The sequence below is a fragment of the Streptomyces sp. NPDC023157 genome, from assembly GCF_055560575.1.
On record NZ_JBVHIL010000005.1, the window covers coordinates 226,401 to 247,565 of the forward strand.

Annotated in this window: 19 protein-coding genes; 3 read left to right on the forward strand and 16 right to left on the reverse strand. The window is 73.7% G+C overall.

From position 1 onward, the window contains the following. Nucleotides 1–17 precede the first annotated feature (17 nt). On the forward strand, nt 18–1,469 hold the full coding sequence (locus tag ACZ3ZE_RS19665) for a hypothetical protein (protein ID WP_467259939.1): 1,452 nt from the start codon (nt 18–20) through the stop codon (nt 1,467–1,469). On the opposite strand, the gene ACZ3ZE_RS19670 is transcribed toward ACZ3ZE_RS19665, so the two are convergent. Beyond that, nucleotides 1,439–1,933 carry a GbsR/MarR family transcriptional regulator gene (locus ACZ3ZE_RS19670; protein WP_361168904.1) on the reverse strand — a complete coding sequence of 165 codons (495 nt, stop codon included), beginning with the start codon at nt 1,931–1,933 and terminating at the stop codon, nt 1,439–1,441. The genes ACZ3ZE_RS19665 and ACZ3ZE_RS19670 overlap by 31 nt on opposite strands. 75 nt (nt 1,934–2,008) lie before the next feature. Here ACZ3ZE_RS19670 and ACZ3ZE_RS19675 point away from each other — a divergent pair, with 75 nt between their 5' ends. Continuing rightward, nucleotides 2,009–2,941: an ABC transporter ATP-binding protein gene (locus ACZ3ZE_RS19675; RefSeq protein WP_361168901.1), complete on the forward strand. Its 933-nt coding sequence runs from the start codon at nt 2,009–2,011 to the stop codon at nt 2,939–2,941. Further along, on the forward strand, nt 2,938–4,512 hold the full coding sequence (locus ACZ3ZE_RS19680) for an ABC transporter permease (protein ID WP_361168898.1): 1,575 nt from the start codon (nt 2,938–2,940) through the stop codon (nt 4,510–4,512). The genes ACZ3ZE_RS19675 and ACZ3ZE_RS19680 overlap by 4 nt, the downstream gene beginning before the upstream one ends. A 96-nt stretch (nt 4,513–4,608) precedes the next feature. Here ACZ3ZE_RS19680 and ACZ3ZE_RS19685 read toward each other — a convergent pair whose 3' ends face one another. The 15 genes from ACZ3ZE_RS19685 to ACZ3ZE_RS19755 form a co-directional block, all read right to left on the reverse strand. After that, complete coding sequence (locus tag ACZ3ZE_RS19685) at nt 4,609–5,796, reverse strand: cytochrome P450 (protein ID WP_467259941.1); 1,188 nt, start codon at nt 5,794–5,796, stop codon at nt 4,609–4,611. 75 nt (nt 5,797–5,871) lie between these two features. Then, nucleotides 5,872–6,534 (reverse strand): response regulator transcription factor, encoded by a 663-nt coding sequence (locus ACZ3ZE_RS19690; protein ID WP_361168892.1) that lies wholly within the window; start codon nt 6,532–6,534, stop codon nt 5,872–5,874. Further along, complete coding sequence (locus ACZ3ZE_RS19695; protein ID WP_361621004.1) at nt 6,531–7,796, reverse strand: sensor histidine kinase; 1,266 nt, start codon at nt 7,794–7,796, stop codon at nt 6,531–6,533. Before ACZ3ZE_RS19695 ends, ACZ3ZE_RS19690 begins: the two co-directional genes overlap by 4 nt. A 221-nt stretch (nt 7,797–8,017) precedes the next feature. Beyond that, complete coding sequence (locus tag ACZ3ZE_RS19700; RefSeq protein ID WP_361620858.1) at nt 8,018–8,887, reverse strand: alpha/beta hydrolase family protein; 870 nt, start codon at nt 8,885–8,887, stop codon at nt 8,018–8,020. 96 nt (nt 8,888–8,983) lie between these two features. Beyond that, complete coding sequence (gene kynU, locus ACZ3ZE_RS19705; RefSeq protein ID WP_361168886.1) at nt 8,984–10,201, reverse strand: kynureninase; 1,218 nt, start codon at nt 10,199–10,201, stop codon at nt 8,984–8,986. Further along, nucleotides 10,194–11,054 (reverse strand): tryptophan 2,3-dioxygenase family protein, encoded by an 861-nt coding sequence (locus ACZ3ZE_RS19710; protein WP_361168883.1) that lies wholly within the window; start codon nt 11,052–11,054, stop codon nt 10,194–10,196. The genes kynU and ACZ3ZE_RS19710 overlap by 8 nt, the downstream gene beginning before the upstream one ends. Nucleotides 11,055–11,171: 117 nt before the next feature. Beyond that, nucleotides 11,172–11,741 carry a DUF3152 domain-containing protein gene (locus ACZ3ZE_RS19715; protein ID WP_361168880.1) on the reverse strand — a complete coding sequence of 190 codons (570 nt, stop codon included), beginning with the start codon at nt 11,739–11,741 and terminating at the stop codon, nt 11,172–11,174. Nucleotides 11,742–12,212: 471 nt separating this feature from the next. Continuing rightward, complete coding sequence (locus ACZ3ZE_RS19720; protein ID WP_361168877.1) at nt 12,213–12,626, reverse strand: DUF3151 domain-containing protein; 414 nt, start codon at nt 12,624–12,626, stop codon at nt 12,213–12,215. Nucleotides 12,627–12,673: 47 nt separating this feature from the next. Continuing rightward, nucleotides 12,674–14,152: an MFS transporter gene (locus ACZ3ZE_RS19725; protein WP_467259944.1), complete on the reverse strand. Its 1,479-nt coding sequence runs from the start codon at nt 14,150–14,152 to the stop codon at nt 12,674–12,676. Nucleotides 14,153–14,224: 72 nt separating this feature from the next. Further along, nucleotides 14,225–16,213 (reverse strand): WD40 repeat domain-containing protein, encoded by a 1,989-nt coding sequence (locus tag ACZ3ZE_RS19730; RefSeq protein ID WP_467259946.1) that lies wholly within the window; start codon nt 16,211–16,213, stop codon nt 14,225–14,227. Between the two features lie 141 nt (nt 16,214–16,354). After that, the gene (locus ACZ3ZE_RS19735) at nt 16,355–17,518 is read right to left on the reverse strand and encodes a MalY/PatB family protein (protein WP_361168869.1); all 1,164 of its coding nucleotides are present in this window, start codon (nt 17,516–17,518) and stop codon (nt 16,355–16,357) included. A gap of 155 nt (nt 17,519–17,673) precedes the next feature. After that, a complete protein-coding gene (fbaA, locus tag ACZ3ZE_RS19740; protein WP_361168866.1) occupies nt 17,674–18,696 on the reverse strand; it encodes a class II fructose-bisphosphate aldolase in 1,023 nt (340 codons plus the stop codon). A gap of 221 nt (nt 18,697–18,917) precedes the next feature. Next, on the reverse strand, nt 18,918–19,457 hold the full coding sequence (gene pyrE, locus ACZ3ZE_RS19745) for an orotate phosphoribosyltransferase (RefSeq protein ID WP_361168863.1): 540 nt from the start codon (nt 19,455–19,457) through the stop codon (nt 18,918–18,920). A gap of 24 nt (nt 19,458–19,481) precedes the next feature. Beyond that, nucleotides 19,482–20,273 (reverse strand): aldose epimerase family protein, encoded by a 792-nt coding sequence (locus ACZ3ZE_RS19750; RefSeq protein WP_467259949.1) that lies wholly within the window; start codon nt 20,271–20,273, stop codon nt 19,482–19,484. Between the two features lie 32 nt (nt 20,274–20,305). Then, on the reverse strand, nt 20,306–21,127 hold the full coding sequence (locus ACZ3ZE_RS19755) for an SRPBCC family protein (protein WP_361168857.1): 822 nt from the start codon (nt 21,125–21,127) through the stop codon (nt 20,306–20,308). Between the last annotated feature and the right edge of the window lie 38 nt (nt 21,128–21,165).

Below are 21,165 nucleotides of genomic sequence, written 5' to 3' on the forward strand. Positions count from 1 at the left end.
CGGAAAACGGGGGGTTCGTGGTGGAGTGCGCGCTGGACCGGGAGGCGACCGGGCGGGGGCTCGGACGCTACCGGCGGCAGGCCGCGCGGGGCGCCGGGGCGGGGGCGGCCCTAGTGGTCCTCGGCCTCGTCTTCGTCCTGCTGCCGATCGACGCCTCCTGGGCCTCGGACCTGGCCGCCGGCCTCGGCGTCAGCGGCCTGATCGTGCTCGGCATCGGGCTCAGCGCCCTGCGGAACGCCGGGCGGATGCGACGGGCCCTGGCCGCCGGACCGTGGTCGGCCCACCCGGCCGTGGAGGTCGTCCGCGGCGGCATGGTGCCCCCGTCGGTCGTCCTCGGCGACCCGGACGGCGGACAGGCGTGGCCGTTCGCCATCGCGGCGACGAAGCAGCGCTACGAGCGGGTCCGGCCGGGCCCCGACGCCGTCCTGTGGTGGTGCGGCGACCCGGACCACGGCGGCGTACTCGCCGCGCCGGGCGGCGAGGAGCTGGTCTGGGCGCGGGCGGTACGGGGCCACCACACGCGTAACCGGACCATCGGGCTCGCGGGGGCCGCGGGTCTCTTCGGACGACCGGCGGCCGGGCGGCCGGCGGGCCCGGGGGCGGTGGACTCGGGGGCGGTGGACTCGGGGGCGGCGGGCTCGGGGCCGGCGGGTTCCGGGCCGGCCGGCTCCGGGCCGGCCGGCTCCCACGCCGAGCCCCGCCCCGAAGCCCGCCCCGAGCCCGAGGGCCAGAACCGGGACCAGGACCGGGACCGGGATCAGCCCCAGTCCCAGGACCACGACCCACTCCTCCCGACCCACGCCACCCTCGCCGCCGCCGCCCGGCGCCAGGCCCTCCCCCCGGCCGCCCGGCCCCGCCGCGAGGCGGACGTGCGGGTCGTGCCGTGGTGGCGGGTGCGGTCGTTGCGGCACGTGTCGGGGCTGCCGCGGCTGCTGGTGTCGCCGGTGCCCGTCGTGACCGGGCTGTTGATGCTGGGCGGTACGGGGGACTATCCCGCCGTGGTGGCGTACGCCGTCATCGCGCTCGGGGTGGGCGTCCTCGCGCACTCCGGGTGGCGTTTCCTCGGCTCCGGCCGCGCCACCGCCCAGCGGCTCGCCCGGGCCGCGCGGGGCCCCGAGCCCGTACCGAAGCGGTACGTCCTGCTGTTCGATCCGGTCGGCGGCGGGCCGGTCCTGGTGCTGTTCCCGTACGGCGGCGGGCCGGAGGACCTGCCCGAGGCGGTGCTCCGGCTGTACCCGCCGGGCACGCTGAAGGAGCCCCGCAAGGGGCTGCCCTCGGCCCCGTCCGGTCTGGCGGAGCTGCGGGGCGTGACCAGCCAGGGCACTCCGGTCGTCGTCCCCTGGATCGAGGGGCGGCCGGTGTGGCCCTGGGGTCCGTTCGAGGAGCTGCGGCCGGGTGACCGGGCGGCGCGGGAGTACCTGGAGCGGCTCGCGCCGCCTCAGGGGGCTTCGGGGGTCCCGGCTCGCTGAGCCTCCTTACGGGCCCGCCAGCGGTCCATGAGGCTGAGCATCTCCTCCTGGAGGAACTCGAAGAACTCGGCCGTCTCGGCCGTCCGGCTGCCCGCCGCCGTGTCGGGGCCGAGGGCCTCGGCGCCGTCCCTGAGGACCTTCTCCCAGCGGGTGAGGATCTGGTCGCGGCGGGTGAAGGTCTCGTACCAGAGCTCGTTGTGCAGGACGTAGCGGTCCCGGCGGGTGCCGGGGTCGCGCTCGCGGGTGACCATGCTGACCTGGCTGAGGTAGCGGATCGCGCCGGAGACGGCGGCGGGACTGATCTGCAGCCGTTCGGCGAGCTCGGCGGAGGTCATCGAGGCCGTCTCGGAGGCGAGCAGCGCCGCGAAGACGCGGGCGGCCATGCGCTGCATGCCGGCCTCCGTGAGTTCGGCGGCGAAGCGCTCGACGAAGCGGGAGACCGCCTCTTCGTTGGTCGTCGTCATGCCTTCCACTATCTCACCAACTTTCTACGCTTCCTTAACTTCACAAGTTTGTGAAAGTAGCGTACGTTCTGAAGCATGACGAAGGCAATCACGGTGGCCGGGCTCCACAAGGCGTTCGGCCGCACCCACGCGCTGGACGGCCTCGACCTCGATGTCGCCACCGGCGAGGTCCACGGCTTCCTCGGCCCGAACGGCGCCGGCAAGTCCACCACCATCCGGGTCCTGCTCGGCCTGCTCCGCGCCGACTCCGGACAGGTCCGGCTGCTCGGCGGGGACCCCTGGGCCGACGCCGTCGCCCTGCACCGCCGGATCGCCTACGTCCCCGGCGACGTCACCCTCTGGCGCAACCTCTCCGGCGGCGAGGTCATCGACCTGTACGGGCGGCTGCGCGGCGGCCTCGACCCGGCGCGGCGGGCCCGCCTCGTCGAACGCTTCGAGCTCGACCCGACCAAGAAGGGCCGGACCTACTCCAAGGGCAACCGTCAGAAGGTCGCCCTGGTCGCCGCCTTCGCCTCCGACGCGGACCTCTTCGTCCTCGACGAGCCCACCAGCGGCCTCGACCCGCTGATGGAGGAGGTCTTCCAGCAGTGCGTCACCGAGGCGCGCGAGCGCGGCGCGACCGTCCTGCTGTCCAGCCACATCCTCAGCGAGGTCGAGACCCTCTGCGACCGGGTCAGCATCATCCGCAAGGGCCGCACCGTCGAGACGGGCTCCCTCGCCGAGCTGCGCCACCTCACCCGTACCAGCGTCGTCGCCGAACTCGCCGCACCGCCCGCCGGGCTCGACCGGCTGCCCGGCGTCCACGGCCTCGACGTGCGGGGCCCGCGGGTGTCGCTCCAGGTCGACACCGACAAGCTCGACGCGGTCCTGCGCGCGCTCACCGACGCCGGGGTCCGCAGCCTCACCTCCACCCCGCCCACCCTGGAGGAGCTCTTCCTCCGCCACTACGACGACTCCGCCGCCACGGCCACGGAGTCCGGCGCGGAAGCCGGGGCGGTCGCGCGATGAGTACGGCCACCCTCACCGGCACCGGGTCCCTCACCCGGCTCGCCCTGCGCCGCGACCGGCTGACGCTGCCGGTCTGGGCCCTGGTCACCGGCGGCATGGTCGCCGGCGGGGCGGGATCCCTCGAAAGCCTCTACGGAACCGCCGCCCAACGCGCCGAACTCGCCGCCTCCATGAACGCCAACAGCTCGATGCGCTCCCTGTACGGGCCGGTCTTCGACGACTCGCTCGGCGGGCTCGTCGCCTGGCGGTTCGGCACCTTCGGCGCCGTGCTCGCCGCCGTGATGAGCCTGATCATCGTCGTACGGCACACCCGCGAGGAGGAGGAGACGGGCCGCCAGGAGATGCTGTCGGCCACCGCGGTGGGCCGCCGGGCCCCGCTGACCGCCGCCCTGCTCGCCGCGCTCACCGCCAACGCGGCCGTCGCCCTCATCGTCACCGCCGGGCTCGCCGGACAGGGCGCCGCCGGGGCGCTCGCCCTGGGCCTCGCGATCGGCGGGACCGGGATGGTCTTCGCGACCCTCGCCGCGATCGTCGCCCAGCTCACCGAGAGCGCCCGGCTCGCCAAGGGCCTGACGGCGGGCCTCCTCGGCCTCGCCTTCACGCTCCGCGCGGCCGGCGACGCGGGGGCGGCGGACGGCGGGTCGGCGCTCACCTGGCTCTCCCCCGTCGGCTGGGCCGAACACGTCCGCGCCTTCGCCGGCGAACGCTGGTGGGTGCTGCTCCTGACCGCCGCGGCCATCGGCGTCCAGACCTGCGCCGCGTACGCGCTGACCGCCCGCCGTGACGTCGGCATGAGCTTCCTGGCCACCCGCCCCGGCCCCGCCACCGGGCGGCTCGCGACGGCCGGCGCCCTCGCCTGGCGGCTCCAGCGCGGCACGCTGCTCGGCTGGTCCCTCGGCTTCCTGCTCGGCGGCCTGGTCTTCGGCGGCATGGCCGAGGGCGCGGCCGACCTCGTCGGCGACAACGCGCAGGCCCGGGAGATCTTCGAGCGGATGGGCGGACAGAGCGCCCTCACCGACGCCTTCCTCGCCACCCTGGGCGGCCTGTTCGGCATGGTCGCCGCCCTGTTCGCGGTCGGCTCGGTGCTGCGGCTGCACGGCGAGGAGACCTCGCAGCGCGCCGAACCGCTGCTCGCCGCCCCCGTCGGCCGGCTCCGCTGGGCGGCCGGGCACCTGGTCGTCGCGTTCGCCGGCTCGGCGCTGATCCTGCTGCTCAGCGGGGTGGGCCTGGCCCTCTCGTACGGGCACGACGTCGGCCCGGTCGTGGGCGCCTCGCTCGCCCAGCTGCCCGCCGTCTGGACCCTGGCCGGGCTCGCGGTGCTCCTCTGGGGCGCCGTCCCGAGGGCCGCCGTCGGCGCCTGGGGCGTGGCCGGGGTGTGCCTGGCGCTCGGCTGGGTCGGCCCGGCGCTCGGCCTGCCGCAGACCGTCCTGAACCTCTCGCCCTTCGCCCACCTGCCGAAGCTGCCCGGCCACGAGCTCGCCTGGACCCCGCTGCTCGCCCTCACGGCGCTCGCGGCGGCCCTGGTCGCGGGCGGCCTGGCGGGGCTGCGGCGGCGGGACATGACGAGCTGAGGAGCGTACGTACAGGAGGCTGCCACCTCGTACGTACGGGAGGGCCCCCGCCGGAACGATCCGGTGGGGGCCCTCCCGTATCCGCGCCTCCGCCGCTCACACCTCCACCAGCAGCTCCTCGACGCCCCGGATGACGTACCCCGGCTTCCACACCGGCTCGGCCGCGAGCCGCATCCCCGGCGCCCGCCGCAGCAGTTCGCCGAAGACGGCGGTCAGCTCCAGGCGGGCGAGCGGGGCGCCGAGGCAGTAGTGGATGCCGGCGCCGAAGGTGAGGTGCGGGTTGTCGGCGCGGGTGAGGTCGAGCCGGTCGGCGGTCGGGCCGAAGCGGGCGGGGTCGCGGTTGGCGGAGCCGAAGAGCAGGGCGACCTCGGAGCCGCGCGGGATGACCTGGCCGCCGAGCTCGATGTCGTCGAGGACCCAGCGCTCGAACATCTGGAGCGGGGTGTCGTACCGCAGAAGTTCGTCCACAGCTGTGGACAACTTTTCGGGATCCGGCCGCACGTCCTCCCGCAGCAGCGTCCACCAGCCGTTGACCGTGGTGTTCACGGTGGCCTCGTGGCCGGCGTTCAGGAGCAGCACGCAGGTGGAGATCATCTCCTGCTCCGACAGCTCCGCCACGCCGACCAGCCCCGAGATCAGATCGTCCCCCGGATCCCTGCGGCGGCGGGCGATCAACTCCCGCAGGTAGTCGGAGAACTCGATCGAGGCGGCGACCGCGCGGCGGGCCGTCTCCGCCGAGGGGTTCAGCTCGAACATGCCGCAGATGTCCGCCGACCACGGGCGCAGCCGCGCCCGCTCCTCGTCGCTCTCCGGGATGCCGAGCATCTCGGCGATCACCGCCACGGGGAGCGGTTCGGCGACCGCCGCGAGCAGGTCGCCGCCGCCGTTCGCGACCAGCTCCCCCACCAGCTCACCGGCGAGCCGCCGCACCGTCGGCGCCAGGTCCGCCACGGTCCGGGGCGTGAACGCCTTGGAGACCAGCCGCCGGATCCGGGAGTGGTCGGCGCCCTCCAGGTCGAGCAGCCCGTGGTCGTTGAGCGTGTGGAAGGGCTCGTGGGCGGCGTCCGGGGCCTCGCGCCCGAACTCCGCGTGGCTGAAGCGGTGCGTGTACGTACGCCCGAGGCGGCGGTCCCGCAGCAGCGCCGACACGTCCGCGTGGTGCGGGATCAGCCACTGGCGGGTCGGCGCGTACCAGTGGGCACGGCCGGCGGCGCGCAACTCCGCGTACGCGGGGTAGGGATCGGCGACGAACTCCGGGGACCAGGGGTCGAAGGCAGCGTCCATGACCGGACGCTACCCCCGTCGGCGGCCCCGGCCCCGTCCGACGCCGACCGCCACCGAGGCCTCGGGCCGCCGGTCTCAGCCGCCGACCTGCACCAGTCGTGCCTCGTACGCGAAGACCGCCGCCTGGGTCCGGTCCCGCAGGCCCAGCTTCACCAGGATGCGGCTGACGTGCGTCTTGATCGTGGACTCGGCGACCACCAGGTGGTCGGCGATCTCCACGTTCGACAGGCCCTGCGCGATCAGCACCAGGACCTCCGTCTCGCGCTCGGTCAGCTCGCCGATCTGCGCCATGGCGGGCGGCCGCGGGGAGACCGCGGAGCGGGCGAACTCCGTGATCAGGCGCTTGGTGACGGTCGGCGCGAGCAGCGCCTCGCCGGCCGCGACGACCCGGACGCCGTCGGCGAGCTGCCGGGCCGAGGCGTCCTTCAGGAGGAAGCCGGAGGCCCCGGCGCGCAGCGCCTGGTACACGTACTCGTCGAGGTCGAAGGTGGTGAGGACGAGGACCTTCGCGTCGGCGTCGGCGGCGACGATCTCGCGGGTGGCGTCGATGCCGTTCAGCTCCGGCATGCGGATGTCCATGAGCACCACGTCGGGGCGGAGCGCGGCGACCTGCGTGACGGCCTCGCGCCCGTTGACGGCCTCGCCGACCACCTCGATGTCCGGCATGGCGCCGAGCAGCACGGAGAAACCCTCGCGGACCATCATCTGGTCGTCGACGATCAGGACCCGGATCGTCATTCGACGACCTCCTCACGGGGGACGGGGATGTACGCGGTGACGGCGTAGCCGCCCTCGTCGGTGGGCTCGGCCGTCATCTCGCCGTTCAGCATGGCGACCCGCTCCCGCATGCCGGTGATGCCGTGCCCGGCGCCCGGCGAGGGCTTCACCAGACCCCGCGCGGGGCCGTTGACGATCCGCAGCCCGAGCCCCCCGAGGACATGGCTGACCTCGACCTTCGCCCCGGCGCCCGGCGCGTGCCGCAGCACGTTCGACAGGGCCTCCTGCACGATCCGGTACGCCGAGAGCTCCACGCCCTGGGGCAGCTCCCGCACCGCGCCGGTGACCGTCAGCCGCACGTCCAGACCGGCCTCGCGGACGTTGCCGACCAGGTGGTCGAGGTCGGCGAGGGTGGGCTGCGGGGCGTCCGGGGCCTCGTAGTCCTCCGCGCGGACGACGCCGAGGACCCGGCGCAGCTCGGTCAGGGCGGCCACGGCGTTCTCGCGGATGGTCACGAAGGCCTGCTCCAGCTCCGGCGGCGGGTTCTCGACCCGGTACGGGGCGGCCTCGGCCTGGATCGCGACCACCGACATGTGGTGGGCGACGACGTCGTGCAGCTCGCGGGCGATGGTGGTCCGCTCCTCCAGGAGCGTCCGCTTCGACCGCTCCACCGCGGTCACCGACTGCTGCGCGGTGACCTCCAGGGCGGCCTCGCGGCGGACCTGGCGGACGGTGACGACGAGCAGGATCAGCGCGGAGAAGAACAGCAGTTGGGGAGCGTCGTTGGTGAGGCCGATGCCGAGGAGGAAGCTGGTGACGAACGCGTACCCCGCGGTGATCAGCCACATCCAGCCGGCCGTGCGGGGGCGGGTGCGCATGGCGACGACGGTGAGGACGACGAGGTGGGCGGCGAGGGAGTTCGGCTCCCACGGCCACATGCCCGTGGAACCCATGTAGGCGAGGAACGGGGTCGCGGCGAGCGACAGCCAGAACGCGAGCACCGGCCGTACGAGGGTGAGCAGCACCGTCGCGGCGGGCAAGCCCGCGTAGAACATGCCGGTCAGGCCGCGGTAGCCGGCGCCGCCGGTGGTGAAGCCGATGGCGAAGACGATCACGGCGAGGCAGATGACCACGGCGTGCGGGAGCAGGCCGGCGTGGACCCGTATGCGCTGCGGGAGGAAGCGGGTCAGCCCGCGCTCCACGTCCATGCGGGGCAGCGGGCGGTAGGTGTTCGCGTGGTCGAGAAGATCCGCCCGCAGACCGCCGAGCGCCTTCATCGTCATGCGGAGCTCGGGGCTGCCGCTCGTTTCGGGGGTCCGGGTCGTCGAAGTCACCCGACCACGGTACGGGTGGGGGGTGACGGGGGTCGTCCCGCTGGATACGGATCCTCCGGGGTCCGCCTTGAGGACTACGGCGGGGGCGGACCGCGCGGAGGCGCGGGCGTGTCCCCGCCGGCGCCCGGCCCGCACCGGCGCCCGGCCCGCAGCGGACCGCGGGCCCCGGGCTACCAGGCCAGCTGGGCGATCTCCTCCGCGACGACCGCGCACGCGTCCGCCGCCGGGTCGATGAGGGGGAAGTGGCCGGCGTCCTCCAGGAGGGTGAAGCCGACCATCTCGCCCGCCTTGGCCGCCGCGTCGACGTAGGCCTCGGCGACGGCGGGCGGGACGACGGTGTCCTCGCGGCCCTGGACGACGGTGGTGGCGATGCCGGTCGGGAGGAGCAGCGAGGGGTCGGCGAAGGCCGCGCGGGCTTCCGACTCGGCGGAGCCGCCCAGGAGTTGGGTCACCGCGCCGCCGCACACGTCCAGTTCGACGGCCCGCGCGAAGTGCGCGATCGGGGCGAGGGCGACCACGCCGCGCAGCGCGGGCGGGGCGGGCAGGCGCCAGGGGGACCCGGCGGGCAGGACGTGGCGGGCGGCGGCCCACAGGGCCAGGTGGCCGCCGGCGGAGTGCCCGGTGAGGACGATCCGGCGCGGATCGGCGGCCGGGAGTGCCCGCGCCGCCAGGTCGGGGAGGGCGTCGAGGGCGGCGGCCACGTCGTCGAAGGTCTCGGGCCAGCGCCCGGCGACCGGCGCGGTGCCGCCCTGCCGGGGGATGTCGCCGCCGCGCCGGTACTCGACGTTCGCCACGGCGAAGCCGTGCCGGGCGAGGAAGTCCACGAAGGGGGTGAGGTGTTGCCGGTCGTAGGGGCCGCGCCAGGCGCCGCCGTGGAGGGCGACCACGAGCGGCGCGTTCGTGCGCCCGTCGCGTGGGGCGTAGAAGTCGACGACCTGGTCGGGGTGGGCACCGTACGCGGCGGAGGCGTCCGGGGCGACGGCCGGGTGCGAGAGGGCCGAGGCCTCTTCGGCGGCGTCGCGCGCGGCGGGGTCCGGCATCTCTGCTTCCAACCTCTCGGATTCGAGGCCGAATTGGCCTGACCTGCGGGGACGGTACCAGGAGTCCGGCACCCGCAGATCAGGCGATCATCTGACCTATGCCGGAGGCAGGTCCGCGGGGATGTCCGTCAGGACCTCCCCGAGCACCCGCGCCGCCCGCTCCGCGTCCGCGAAGCCGACGTACAGCGGGGTGAAACCGAAGCGGAGGATGTCCGGGCGGCGCAGGTCGCCGACCACTCCGCGCCGGATGAGTTCCGCCATCACGCGCGGCGCCTCGGCGCAGCGCAGCGCGACCTGGCTGCCCCGCTCCCCGTGGGCGCCGGGTGTCACGGAGACGACCCGGCCCTCGGGGGCGTACGCCTCGACGCACTCCAGGAAGAAGTCGGTGAGGGCGAGGGACTTGGCCCGTACGTCCTCGACGCGGACGCCGTCCCAGACGTCGAGCGCCGACTCCAGGGCGAGCGTCGAGAGGATGTCGGGGGTGCCGACCCGGCCCCGGAGCGCGCCGTCGGCGGCCCGGTAGCCGGGGGTCATCCCGAACGGGTCGGCGTGCGAGTTCCAGCCGGGCAGGGGCGAGTCGAAGCCGGCCTGGTGGCGTTCGGCGACGTACAGGTACGCGGGCGAACCGGGGCCGCCGTTCAGGTACTTGTAGGTGCAGCCGACGGCCAGGTCGACCCCGTGGGCGTCCAGGCCGACGGGCAGCGCGCCCGCGCTGTGGCACAGGTCCCAGACGGCCAGCGCGCCCGCCGCGTGGAGCGCGGCGGTGAGCCCGGGCAGGTCCTGGAGCCGGCCGGTGCGGTAGTCGACGTGGTTGACGAGCGCGGCGGCCGTGCGGCCGCTCACCGCCGCCGCCATGTCGGCCGGGTCGCACGGCACGAGCTCGTGCCCGGTCATCCGGGCCGCGGACCGCGCGATGTACCCGTCCGTGGGAAAGGTCGTGGCGTCGACGAGGATCTCGTCGCGGTCGTCACCGTTCAGACGGGCGGCGGCGACGACGGCCTTGAAGACGTTGACGCTGGTCGAGTCGCCGACCACGATCTGCCCGGGGGCGGCGCCGACGAGCGGCGCGATCCGGTCGCCGATCCGCTCGGGCGCGGTCCACCAGCCGGACTCGTCCCAGGAGCGGATGCGCAGCTCGCCCCACTCGCGGGTGATGACGTCGGCCATCCGGGCGGGGACGTGGGCGGGCAGCGCGCCGAGCGAGTTGCCGTCGAGGTACACGGTGTCGGCGTCGAGGGCGAACTTCTCACGGTGCGCGGCGAGTCCGTCGGCCCCGTCGAGCTTCAGGGCCCGCTCGGCGAGGAGGTCAGACATGGCTGCGCGCCGTCCACAGCTCGGGGAACACGTTCTTCTGGGCGCGCTTCTCCAGCCAGGCCACGCCGGCGGAGCCGCCGGTGCCGGTCTTGGCGCCCATCGCGCGCCGGGTCGCCACCAGGTGGTCGTTGCGCCAGCGCCAGACCAGCTCGGCGACGTCGCTCAACGCCTCGCCGAGGCGGACGAGTTCGGCGTTCTGGTCGGCGTCGGCGTAGATGCCGGCCCAGACCCGCTCGACCTCGGGGTGCGGCTCGTAGCGCAGCGCCAGGTCGCGGTCGAGGACCTCGGCCGGGACGGGCAGGCCGCGCCGGGCGAGCAGCCGCAGCGCCTCGTCGTACAGGCTGGGCTCCTGGAGCGCCTTCTCCAGCTCGGCGTGGACGCGGGGCGCGCCCCGGTGCGGCACCAGCATGGACGCCGACTTCTCGCCGAGCAGGAACTCCATGCGCCGGTACATCGCCGACTGGAAGCCGGAGCCCTCGCCGAGCGCGGAGCGGTAGGCGTTGAACTGGCCGGGGGTGAGCTGGGCGAGCGGCCGCCAGGAGTGGTTGAGGGCCTCCAGCTCGCGCACGGAGCGCTTGAGCGCGTCCCGGGCGACGGCCAGGTCGTCCTGGCGGAGGGCGCGGCTCGCGGTCTCCCACTCGTGGACGATCACCGTGAACCACAGCTCCATGACCTGGGTGGTGACCAGGAAGACCATCTCGCCCGGGTCGTCGGAGCGCAGGTGCTGGAGGTGGGTGAGGACGTCCGCCTGGACGTAGTCCTCGTACGGCGTGGTGCCCGCGAAGTCCAGGTTCGGGTCGTCAGTGACCGAACCGGCTCCGGAGGCATCGGGAGAACCTTGGAAGGTCGACATTTCTGTCTCCTCGATACGTACTTCCAGGTAGCGGTCCGCTCCTTCCGCGTGCCGTCCGGCACGGGGAGCCCCGGTCCCCTCAGGAGGCGTGCCTCGTCGCACGGCCTCCCACGCGCATCATGACACGATCGGGCCGGTGATGTAGATCCCGTCTTCGTCATACGGATACGCATTCGAACGACAGCCGTCCAGACCCTTGATCTGCTGCATCATCACCGGCGCCGGCCTGCCCGGACCCGGGCAGCCCAGGTGCCGGCGGAGGCCGATCTCGTGGCCGACCTCGTGGTTGATGATCAGGTGCCGGTACTCGGCGGGGGCGCCCGCGAAGGTCGGGGAGCCGAGCATCCAGCGCCGCAGGTTGACCACGACGCCCGCCGTGGTCTCGCAGTTCAGCTCGCCGTGGGTGTCCAGTCCGTTCTCCAGGCACAGCCTGTCGGCGGTGGCGGGGGTGGCGATCCGGATGACGAAGTCGGCGTCCCCGGAGACCAGCTGGAACCGGCCACGGCCGTGCGCGGCCCAGCCGCGCGGATGCGCCAGGATCCGCTGGATCTCGGCGGCGGCCTCCCGCGCGGAGACACCGACGCCGTCCTCGACCTGCACGCGGTAGCGCCGCAGCGCACCCCCGCTGCCGACGGGCGCGCCGGTGGCCTGGGCGGTGCCGAAGGTGCCCGGCCCCGAGCGCGGCACACCGGTCTTCCCCGCCGTCTGCCTCGCACTCGGCTTCGGGGCCGGTCTCGGCGGCGGCTCCGGCGCGGGGGTCACGGGCTTCGCCGTGGTCGCGCGGGGACGGGGCGGGCCGGTCGTGGGCCGTGGGCCGGCCAAGTCCGCCGAGCCACCGCCCTCATAGTGCGCGAGCGCCGCACCCCCGCCGAGCGAGACCACGATCAGTGCCAGCACGGACAGAAGCAGTCTCGCTCCCCGGCCCGGTCGGTCACGCCTGCGGCGGCGGCTCTGCGGAACGGCGCGCTTGCCCAAGACAGACTTCTCCCCCTGGCGGGGCCGGGGTGGGGAGAGGGACGTGGGGGCCTCTGCACCGGCCGCTCGGTACTGCGCGGTCCCGCAGGATCGTACCGGCCCGTTCGAACACCTCGAACGGCCCAAGGAGCGATGTCCGGAAATCCCCCGTCACGAGGACGGGGGCTCCGGGTACGGGGGAACTCAGCCCAGGGTGTCGGCCGCCGTCTGCGAGGAGTCCCGCAGGAAGGTGGAGCAGCGCTCGTACTCCTCCTTCTCGCCGATGTCGCCGGCCGCGCGGGCCAGGGCGTGCAGGGCGCGCAGGAAGCCGCGGTTCGGCTCGTGCTCCCACGGCACCGGCCCGTGGCCCTTCCAGCCGTTGCGGCGCAGGGCGTCGAGCCCGCGGTGGTAGCCCGTACGGGCGTAGGCGTACGACTCGACGACGCTGCCGCGCTCGTACGCGTCGTCGGCGAGCTGCGCCCAGGCGAGCGAGGAGGTCGGGTACTTCGCGGCGACGTCCGCCGGCGCGGTCCCGCCCGCCAGGAGCTCACGCGGCTCCGGGTCGTCGGGCAGGTGGGTGGGGGCCGGTCCCCCCAGGAGGTTCTCGTGGATGGCCATGGGGCCCAGTCTGCCTCAGGCGGCGACGGGGGGCCGTCGCCTGGCCCTCAGCCCCCGCCCCGCACCGCCGGCGGCTCCCCCGGCGCCTCCCCCAGCGTCCTCCCCGGATCCAGCGGCGGCGACGCCACCCCGCAGTGGTAGCGGCACTCCGGGTGGCAGGTCAGCGGGGGCGGGGTGCGGACGAGCGTCCAGGCCAGGGCGGCGCCCGCGACGAGGAGGCCCGCGCACAGGGGCATCGCCTTGCGGAAGGTGTCGCCGAACTCCTCCGCCGAGCGGTACGCCTCCGGGCTCATGCCGGTCAGCGCGGGCAGCGCCGCCACCGCGAGCAGCCCCGCGGCCCGCGCCGCCGCGTTGTTGATGCCGCTGGCCAGACCCGCCCGGGTCACCGGCACCGAGGCCAGCACGGTCGCCGTCAGCGGGGCGACCAGGGTCGTCATGCCCAGGCCCAGCACGACCATGGCGGGCAGCACGTCCGTCAGGTACACGGCGTCCTCCCCGACCCGCAGCATCAGCAGCATCCCCGCCGCGCACAGCAGCGGCCCCACGGTGAGCGGGAGCCGCGGCCCGGTGCGCTCGCCGAGCTCGCCCGACTTCGCGGAGCCCAGCAGCATCAGGACCGTCGCCGGCAGCATGGCCGTCCCGGCGGCGAGCGCCGAGTAGCCGGACACCACCTGGAGCTGGAGCGCGGCCAGGAAGAAGAAACCGCCGAAGGCCCCGTACACGCACAGGGTGACCAGGTTGACCGAGGTGAAGAGCCGGGACCGGAACACCGAGGGCGGCGCCATCGCGTCCTCGCCACGCCGCCGCTCCACGAACGCGAAGGCGGCGCCGACGCCCGCCCCGGCCACCCCCGCCCACCAGACCTGCGCGATCAGCGCGTACGTCACGAGCGCGAGCGCCGAGGCGCCCAGGGCCGCGCCGAGCACGTCGAAGCGCCCACGGGCGGTCTCGTCGCGGGACTCGGGCACGTGCCGCAGCGCGACCGGCACGCAGATCAGCGCGAGCGGCACGTTCAGGAAGAAGACCCAGCGCCAGCCGGGGCCGTCCACCAGCCAGCCGCCCACGAAGGGCCCGACGGCCGCGCCGACGCCGCCGAAGCCGGACCACAGGCCGACCGCCTTGGCCCGGTCGTCCTCGTGGAAACTGGCCTGGATCAGCGCCAGCGAGCCGGGGGTGAGCAGGGCCCCGCCGACGCCCTGGAGGGCCCGTGCGGCGACCAGGACGCCCGCGTTCGGGGCGAGCCCGCACAGCAGCGAGGCCACCGCGAACCAGACGACGCCGATCACGAAGACCCGCCGCCGCCCGTACCGGTCGCCGAGCGAGCCGCCGAGGAGGATGAGCCCGGCGAGGGTCAGCATGTAGGCGTTGACGGTCCACTGGAGGTCGGCGATGTCGGCGCCGAGGTCCTCGCCGATGTGGGGCAGGGCGACGTTGACGACGGTCGAGTCGAGCAGCGCCATTCCTGAGCCGAGGACCGTGGTGAACACGATCCAGCGCCCCGTCCCCGAGGCGAGCCGGATGTCCATGCCTGCATGGTCCCGCGAACGGCGGAGCCCCGCCCACCGGAGCGGTGGACGGGGCCCGTCGGGACGTGAGGGTCAGCGGGTGAAGTTGAAGTACTTCCAGGGCCCGTAGACCGTGCTGTTCACGTTGTCGCCCGCGGCGCCGTCGATGTACGCCGAGCGGACGCGGAACTTGTAGCCGGCCAGGGCCGGGTCGCCGTCGAAGCGGACGTACGACTTGCCGAACTGGTCCAGCTTGAAGTACTCGGGACCGAGGTCGCGCCAGGCGCCCGCGTAGAACATCTGGGCGTCGAGGCGGGTGCTGCGGTTCGGGTACGCGTTGTGCCAGGTGGTGATCAGCGCGTAGTTCGACGTACGGAACGTCTGGTAGTTGACGGTGCCGAACTTCGTCCACTTGTAGTGGCGCGAGAGCGAGGTGCTGACACCGGCGCGGGTGTAGACACCCGACACCGCCTGCGCCCAGCCGTAGCGCGCGTCACCGGCGAAGACGGCGGTCACCGTGGTGTCGCGGGACATCCACATCGACGCGGACAGCTTGCCCTGCGCGTTGACCGTGCCGCGCTTGAGGAGCCGCTTGGGCTCGTAGCCCCACGGGTCGGCCCAGATCTCCACGACGCGGTTCTTGTATGTCGGGCCGAGGGTGGCCGTGTACGTGACGGTGGTCGCGTAGTTGTACGTGCTCTTGTTCTTGTCGAGCGTGATCGCGGTCCTGTTGTGCGCGACCTTGACCAGCGCCGAACCGGAGGCCGCGGAACGCTGCGCGTCGCCCGCGTACGCCACCTTGTAGGTGACGTTGCCGGCGACGGCCGGGGTGTCGGCGAAGGAGAACGCGCCGTTCGCCCCGAGCGTCCTGGTGCCGAGGGACTTGCCCTGCGGGTTCTCGACGTCGAAGCGGGTCACCGCGAGCGGCGTCCCGGCCGGCAGCGGCACGGTGGCCGTGAGCGAGCCGCTCACGGTCAGCGGCTTCTGGACCGGCGCGGTGGCCGGGACCTTCACGGTGAGCGCCGGGGCGGACTTGGTCGGCTCGTCCAGGACGTGCAGACGGACCGAGCCGTTGTAGTTGCTCGTCACGGCGAAGAGGCGGCTGCCGCCCGGCTCCCAGACGAGACCGCCGTCGGCGAGGTTGTCCCCGCCGCTGCTGGTCCCGGTGGACGGGAAGTCGTAGGTGCGGACCGCGGTCTTGGCCGCCGGCTTGTAGACGAAGACGTCGTCGCCGTAGGACGAGTCGGAGCCGGCCGCGACGGTGCCGTCCGGGGCGATCGCCACGGCGGCGCCGTGGTAGTCGCTCGGGAGGGTGCCGGCCTCGACGAGGTCCGAGCTCTGCCACACGTGGTGCACGTTGCCCGCGTTGGCCGTGATGAGACGGGTGCCGTCCGGCGTGAACGCCAGGTCGTTGGTCATGCCGGACACCGTGCTGTCGTTGCGCGCGGTGCGGCTGGCCGTGCCCGTGGTCACGTCGTACTCCGCCAGCTTGAAGCGGTGGTAGTACGAGGAGGCCGCGGCGATCGTGTTCGGGTTGGCCGGCGAGGCGGCGAGCCTCGGGGCGCCCGAGTAGTTCGTCTCGGCGTCCTGGGCCAGCGCCACCACCGGCTCGGTGCCGGTGATGTCGAGCGAGCCGATGTCGCCGTGGTCGCTGGTCCCGTATCCGAACCAGATCTTGCCGCCCGCGAGGGCGAGGAACTGCGGATCGGTGCCGTCGCCGGTCGCGTAACGGGCCGTCTCGGTGCCCGTCGCGGTCTCCAGGGCGACGACGGAGTCCGCGCCCGGAACGGCGGCGTACAGGCTCGACGAGTCGGCGGAGAGCGCGAGGCCGGTGACACCCTGCAGACCCGTGGTGGTCCCGAGGACCTTGCCCGCGTAGTCGGTGGCGACGACCTTCCCGAGGTACGGGTCGCTGATGAAGATCTTCTGGTGGACGCCGTCCACCACGACGTCGCCCACGGACGACACCGGCAGGACGACGCTGCTGTCCGCAGCCGCCGAACCCGCCGTACCCGCGACCAGTGCCGCGGAGCTGAAGAGGACCGCGAGCGATGTCGCGGCCGAGAGAGTGCGCTTACGCACGATGAAGAGACCCCCCAAAAATGGCCTCCGGCCCCCAGATACGGGGCACGGTGATCCGCAGCCTAGATCACCCCTCGGACAGCGCGCCTCCCGGTATCCGTCAAACGGTCAACTTCGGCAAAAGTCGACTTCTCGACCCTCTCAGCCGCGCAGCCGCGCCGCCGCCCGCACCAGCGCGTCCACGCCCCGCTCGGCCTTGGCGCGCGGGCAGCCCACGTTGAGGCGCAGGAAGCCGGGGGTGCCGTACACCCCGCCCGGCATGATCGCGACCCGCTCGACGCTCACCAGCTCCTCCTGGAGCGCGGACTCGTCGATGCCCAGCGGGCGCAGGTCGATCCAGGCGAGGTAGCCGGCCTGCGGCGGGGACCAGACGACGCCCGGGAGGCCGTCGGCGATCCGCTCCTCGACCAGGCGCATGGTGCCCGCGACATAGCCGCGCAGCGCGTCCAGCCACGGCGCGCCGTGCCGGTAGGCGGCGATGTGGGCGGTGAGGGAGAGCACCGCGGGGGAGGCCAGGCCCTCGCCGGTCTCCATGCGCCGGACGAACGCGACCCGCTCGTCGGGGTCGCCGAGGAAGCCGTACGAGCCGGAGAGCGCGGGGAAGTTGAAGGCCTTCGTGCCGGAGGTGACCATCGCCCAGCGGCGGCCCCGGCCCGCTTCCGCGACGGCCGCCCACGGCACGTGGCGGTGGCCCTCGGCGGTCAGGTCGGCGTGGATCTCGTCGCTGACGACGGCGACGCCGTACCGCTCGGCGAGCCGCGCGAACTCCTTCAGCTCGTCCGCCCGCCACACCCGGCCGGTCGGGTTGTGCGGGGAGCAGAGCAGCAGCATCCGGCTGCCGGGCCGGGCCAGCTCGCGCTCCAGGGCCTCGGGGTCGTCGAGCGGCACCCCGCGCAGCTCGCGGCCGAGTCCGGTGACCGCCTTGCGGAAGCCGTCGTACGTGGGGGTGTGGACGACGACGCCGTCACCGGGTTCGGTCCACATCCGCAGCAGCTGGGAGAGCTGGCTGAGCACGGAGGGCGCGTAGACCATGGCCTCCGGGTCGACGACGGTCCCGTACCGCTCCGCGTACCAGTCCCGGACGGCCTCCCGGAACTCCCCGAGCCGCCAGTCGGTGTAGCCGAAGACGCCGTGGGCGACCCGCTCGCGCAGGGCGTCGAGGACGGCCGGCGGGGAGGTGAAGTCCATGTCGGAGATGGTGAACGGCAGCAGATCGGGGACGCCGAAGCGGTCGGCTATGCCGTCCCACTGCACGGACCAGGTCCCGCGCCGGTCTGTCTCCCGGTCGAAGTCGAACTCGGACACCCTGCCTCACTTCCGGATACGACGAGGGGCCCGGCCCCGTCGGAACGGTGCCGGGCCCTCGTGGACTGCCTGACTGCTACGGCGTGCTGCTCACATCAGCCGCTGACTTCAGCCGCTGACATCAGCCGCTGACTTCAGCTGCCTACTTCAGCTGCCTACTTCAGCTTCGTGCCGGCCGAGCGCAGCGCGACACAGGCCTCGCCGACGCGGGCGGCCATGCCGGCCTCGGCCAGCTTGCCCCAGGTGCGCGGGTCGTAGGTGGACTTCGTGCCGACCTCGCCGTCGACCTTCAGGACGCCGTCGTAGTTGCGGAACATGTGGTCCACGACCGGGCGGGTGAAGGCGTACTGGGTGTCGGTGTCGAGGTTCATCTTGACCACGCCGTTCTCCAGCGCGGTGGCGATCTCCTCGGCGGTGGAGCCGGAGCCGCCGTGGAAGACGAAGTCGAACGGGGAGGTCTTGCCGAACTTCTCGGCGACGCCCGCCTGCAGGTCCTTGAGCAGCTCGGGGCGGAGCACGACGTTGCCCGGCTTGTAGACGCCGTGGACGTTGCCGAAGGAGGCGGCCAGCAGGTAGCGGCCCTTCTCGCCCAGGCCGAGGGCCTCGGCGGTGCGGATGGCGTCGTCGACGGTGGTGTACAGCTCGTCGTTGATCTCGTGGCTGACGCCGTCCTCCTCGCCACCGGTCGGGGTGATCTCGACCTCAAGGATGATCTTGGCGGCGACGGCCTTGGCCAGCAGCTCCTGGCCGATGGCCAGGTTGTCGGCGAGGGTCTCGGCGGAGCCGTCCCACATGTGCGACTGGAACAGCGGGTTCAGACCCTTGGCCACGCGCTCGGCGGAGATGTCGAGCAGCGGGCGGACGTAGCCGTCCAGCTTGTCCTTGGGGCAGTGGTCGGTGTGCAGCGCGACCGTGATGTCGTACTTCGCGGCGACGATGTGCGCGAACTCGGCCAGGGCGACGGCGCCCGTAACCATGTCCTTCTTGTACTGGCCACCCAGGAACTCGGCGCCACCGGTCGAGATCTGGATGATGCCGTCGCTCTCGGCCTCCGCGAAGCCGCGCAGGGCGGCGTGGAGGGTCTGGGACGAGGTCACGTTGATGGCCGGGTAGGCGAACTTGCCTGCCTTCGCCCGGTCGAGCATCTCGTTGTAGACCTCGGGGGTTGCGATGGGCATTCGTCCGCTCCTTGTGATGTGCGGGTGTGTGGTGCTAGGCCCTGACCTAGAGGCGACGTCATCGTCGCCGCCCATCTTTCCAGACTCCTGTACGGGCTCCCACGGGCCGTACGGACACGAAGACGGGGTGTTTCACGTGAAACACCCCGCCTCTGGATAAAAACGCAGGTCAGGACCGCAATACCGGGGGTCCCGGGACCTAAGTCACGACTTGATGGCGGTTACGCCAGTCCGAGATCCCCCAGCTGGTAGCCGGTGAGGTACGGGAGACCCGCCTCGGCGATCGCGTCGGCCGCGCCCCGGTCGACGATGGTCGCCACGGCGACGACCTCGCCACCCGCCTCACGGACCGCCTCGACGGCGGTCAGCGGCGAGCCGCCCGTGGTGGAGGTGTCCTCCACCACCAGGCAGCGGCGGCCCTTCACGTCGGTGCCCTCGATACGGCGCTGCATGCCGTGGGCCTTCTGCGCCTTGCGCACGACGAACGCGTCCAGACGCGCACCGCGCGCGGCCGAGGCGTGCAGCATCGAGGTCGCGACCGGGTCGGCGCCCAGCGTCAGACCGCCCACGCAGTCGAAGTCCAGGTCGGCGGTCAGGTCCAGCATGACCTGACCGACCAGCGGCGCGGCCTCGCCGTCCAGGGTGATCCGGCGCAGGTCGATGTAGTAGTCGGCCTCACGACCCGAGGAGAGGGTCACCTTGCCGTGCACCACGGCCTTGTCCTTGATCTGCTGGAGCAGCTCAGCGCGTACGTCAGTCATGCTGACGAGCTTAAAGCCGCTTCCTCAGAGGCGACGCCAGCGCCAGGTCGTCGCGAGCTCCAGCGGGTCGATCGGGGTGACCAGGCGCGGGAGGGTGTTGAGGCCGTTCGGGGGGCCGGACTGCGGCTCGACGCAGACCGCGTCCGCCGGCTCGTCGTAGATCACCAGCCACTGGGCCCGGCTGGTCAGGCGCAGCTCCAGCTGCCCCGGCCAGGTGAGGGTGATGTCGACGCCGTCGGGCATCCCGAAGCAGTCGTCCCAGGGCCGGGGGGTCGGCTCGATGCGGCGGCCGGTGGGGAGGTGGTCGTCGCCGCGCTCCTCCTGCCAGCCGGGCGTGAAGTCGAGCTCGACGTCCTGGCCGCCGAGGTCGCGGCGGAACCAGGGGTGCCAGCCGGCCTGCGCCGGGAAGGAGCCCTCCGTCGCCTCGATGCCGAGCTGGAGCGTGAGGGAGTCCTCGGTCAGCTCGAAGGTCTGGGTGACCCGGCCCGGGTACGGCCACGGGGCGGCCAGGTCGGTGGTGAAGGCGGCGGTGGCCCCGGTGACCTCGGCGGTCTTCCACGGCACGTCGCGGACGGTGCCGTGCAGGGCGTGCGGGGCGGCGTGCTCGCTGACGGGGAGCTGGTGGACGGTGCCGCCGTTGCGGAACCGCCCGTTCGCGGTGCGGCCCGCCCAGGGTGCCATCACGAAGGAGCCGTACCGCTCTCCCTGGAGCAGGAGTTCGGTGCCTCCGATGCGCAGGCCGTCGATACGGCAGCCGTGCTCGGGGTCGATGGTCAACTCGGCGTCGCCGGCCGTCAGTCGCGTCAGATTGCTCACGCCACGACCTTATGGCCTGCCCCGACGCCTCGTCAGCGACGCCGCCGCAGGGCCCGGCCGACGACGACGGCGGACGCGATGGCCAGCACGGCGGCGGGGGCGATCCAGCGCAGGGTGGCGGTGGCACCGGAGGCCTCGGGGGCCGGAACGGGGGCGTACCGGCCGCGCGGCGGGGCGTGGTCGACCTCCTCCGCGCTGCGCCCGATCATCGTGCGGCGCGCGTGGGCGGCTTCGGCGGCCGGGGGGCGGGCGTCCAGGGGGTCGGTGCCGTCCACGGCACCGGCGGCGCCGGCGGCGTCATCGGAGGTCCGCGCCGTGTCGAGGGGGGTGTCCGCCGACGGGCGGGAGGGCTCCTCCACGCCGTCGTCCACCCCGTCGTCGTCGGTGTCGGTCCCGGCCGCCAGTTCCGCCGCCAGCTCGGCCTCCACGTCGGCCACGGCCACCAGCGCCTCGGCGAACCGGTCGAGCAGCCGGGCGCCCGCCGCGCCGCGGGCCTCGGGGCCGGCCTCGGCGAGCCGGCCGTCCGCCTTCACCGAGCCGGTGAAGGTGAGCGTGGTGCCCTCGGCCACCGGGGTGAGCGTGAGCGTCAGGTCCAGCGCCGCGGAGCCCTTGCCGCGCACCTCGCTGCCCGCGCCCTCGACGGCGAAGGCCCCGTTCCGCTCGCCGATCCGCAGCGCGCCGCGGTAGGTGATGGTGTTGCCGCCGACCCGGATCTTCAGCCGTCCGGCGAGCGGGTCCGCGTCCGGTTCGGCGTCCTGCTGGAGGCCGGGGACGCAGCGCGCGACCCGCGCCGGGTCCGTCAGGGTGGCGCGCAGGACCTCGGCCGGGACCGGGACGAACACCTCATGCTCCATGGGAGCCGAGCCTACTCAGGCGCGGGCCGCCCGTCGCC

What these genes read in the sequence shown, in the direction of transcription:
- ACZ3ZE_RS19685 (WP_467259941.1), bottom strand. Translation starts at nt 5,796, where the DNA reads ATGGACGCTGCCTTCGACCCCTGGTCCCCGGAGTTCGTCGCCGATCCC.
- ACZ3ZE_RS19675 (WP_361168901.1), top strand. Translation starts at nt 2,009, where the DNA reads ATGACGAAGGCAATCACGGTGGCCGGGCTCCACAAGGCGTTCGGCCGC.
- pyrE (WP_361168863.1), bottom strand. Translation starts at nt 19,457, where the DNA reads ATGACTGACGTACGCGCTGAGCTGCTCCAGCAGATCAAGGACAAGGCC.
- ACZ3ZE_RS19700 (WP_361620858.1), bottom strand. Translation starts at nt 8,887, where the DNA reads ATGCCGGACCCCGCCGCGCGCGACGCCGCCGAAGAGGCCTCGGCCCTC.
- ACZ3ZE_RS19710 (WP_361168883.1), bottom strand. Translation starts at nt 11,054, where the DNA reads ATGTCGACCTTCCAAGGTTCTCCCGATGCCTCCGGAGCCGGTTCGGTC.
- ACZ3ZE_RS19720 (WP_361168877.1), bottom strand. Translation starts at nt 12,626, where the DNA reads ATGGCCATCCACGAGAACCTCCTGGGGGGACCGGCCCCCACCCACCTG.
- ACZ3ZE_RS19695 (WP_361621004.1), bottom strand. Translation starts at nt 7,796, where the DNA reads ATGACGATGAAGGCGCTCGGCGGTCTGCGGGCGGATCTTCTCGACCAC.
- ACZ3ZE_RS19670 (WP_361168904.1), bottom strand. Translation starts at nt 1,933, where the DNA reads ATGACGACGACCAACGAAGAGGCGGTCTCCCGCTTCGTCGAGCGCTTC.
- ACZ3ZE_RS19680 (WP_361168898.1), top strand. Translation starts at nt 2,938, where the DNA reads ATGAGTACGGCCACCCTCACCGGCACCGGGTCCCTCACCCGGCTCGCC.
- ACZ3ZE_RS19755 (WP_361168857.1), bottom strand. Translation starts at nt 21,127, where the DNA reads ATGGAGCATGAGGTGTTCGTCCCGGTCCCGGCCGAGGTCCTGCGCGCC.
- ACZ3ZE_RS19725 (WP_467259944.1), bottom strand. Translation starts at nt 14,152, where the DNA reads ATGGACATCCGGCTCGCCTCGGGGACGGGGCGCTGGATCGTGTTCACC.
- ACZ3ZE_RS19690 (WP_361168892.1), bottom strand. Translation starts at nt 6,534, where the DNA reads ATGACGATCCGGGTCCTGATCGTCGACGACCAGATGATGGTCCGCGAG.
- kynU (WP_361168886.1), bottom strand. Translation starts at nt 10,201, where the DNA reads ATGTCTGACCTCCTCGCCGAGCGGGCCCTGAAGCTCGACGGGGCCGAC.
- fbaA (WP_361168866.1), bottom strand. Translation starts at nt 18,696, where the DNA reads ATGCCCATCGCAACCCCCGAGGTCTACAACGAGATGCTCGACCGGGCG.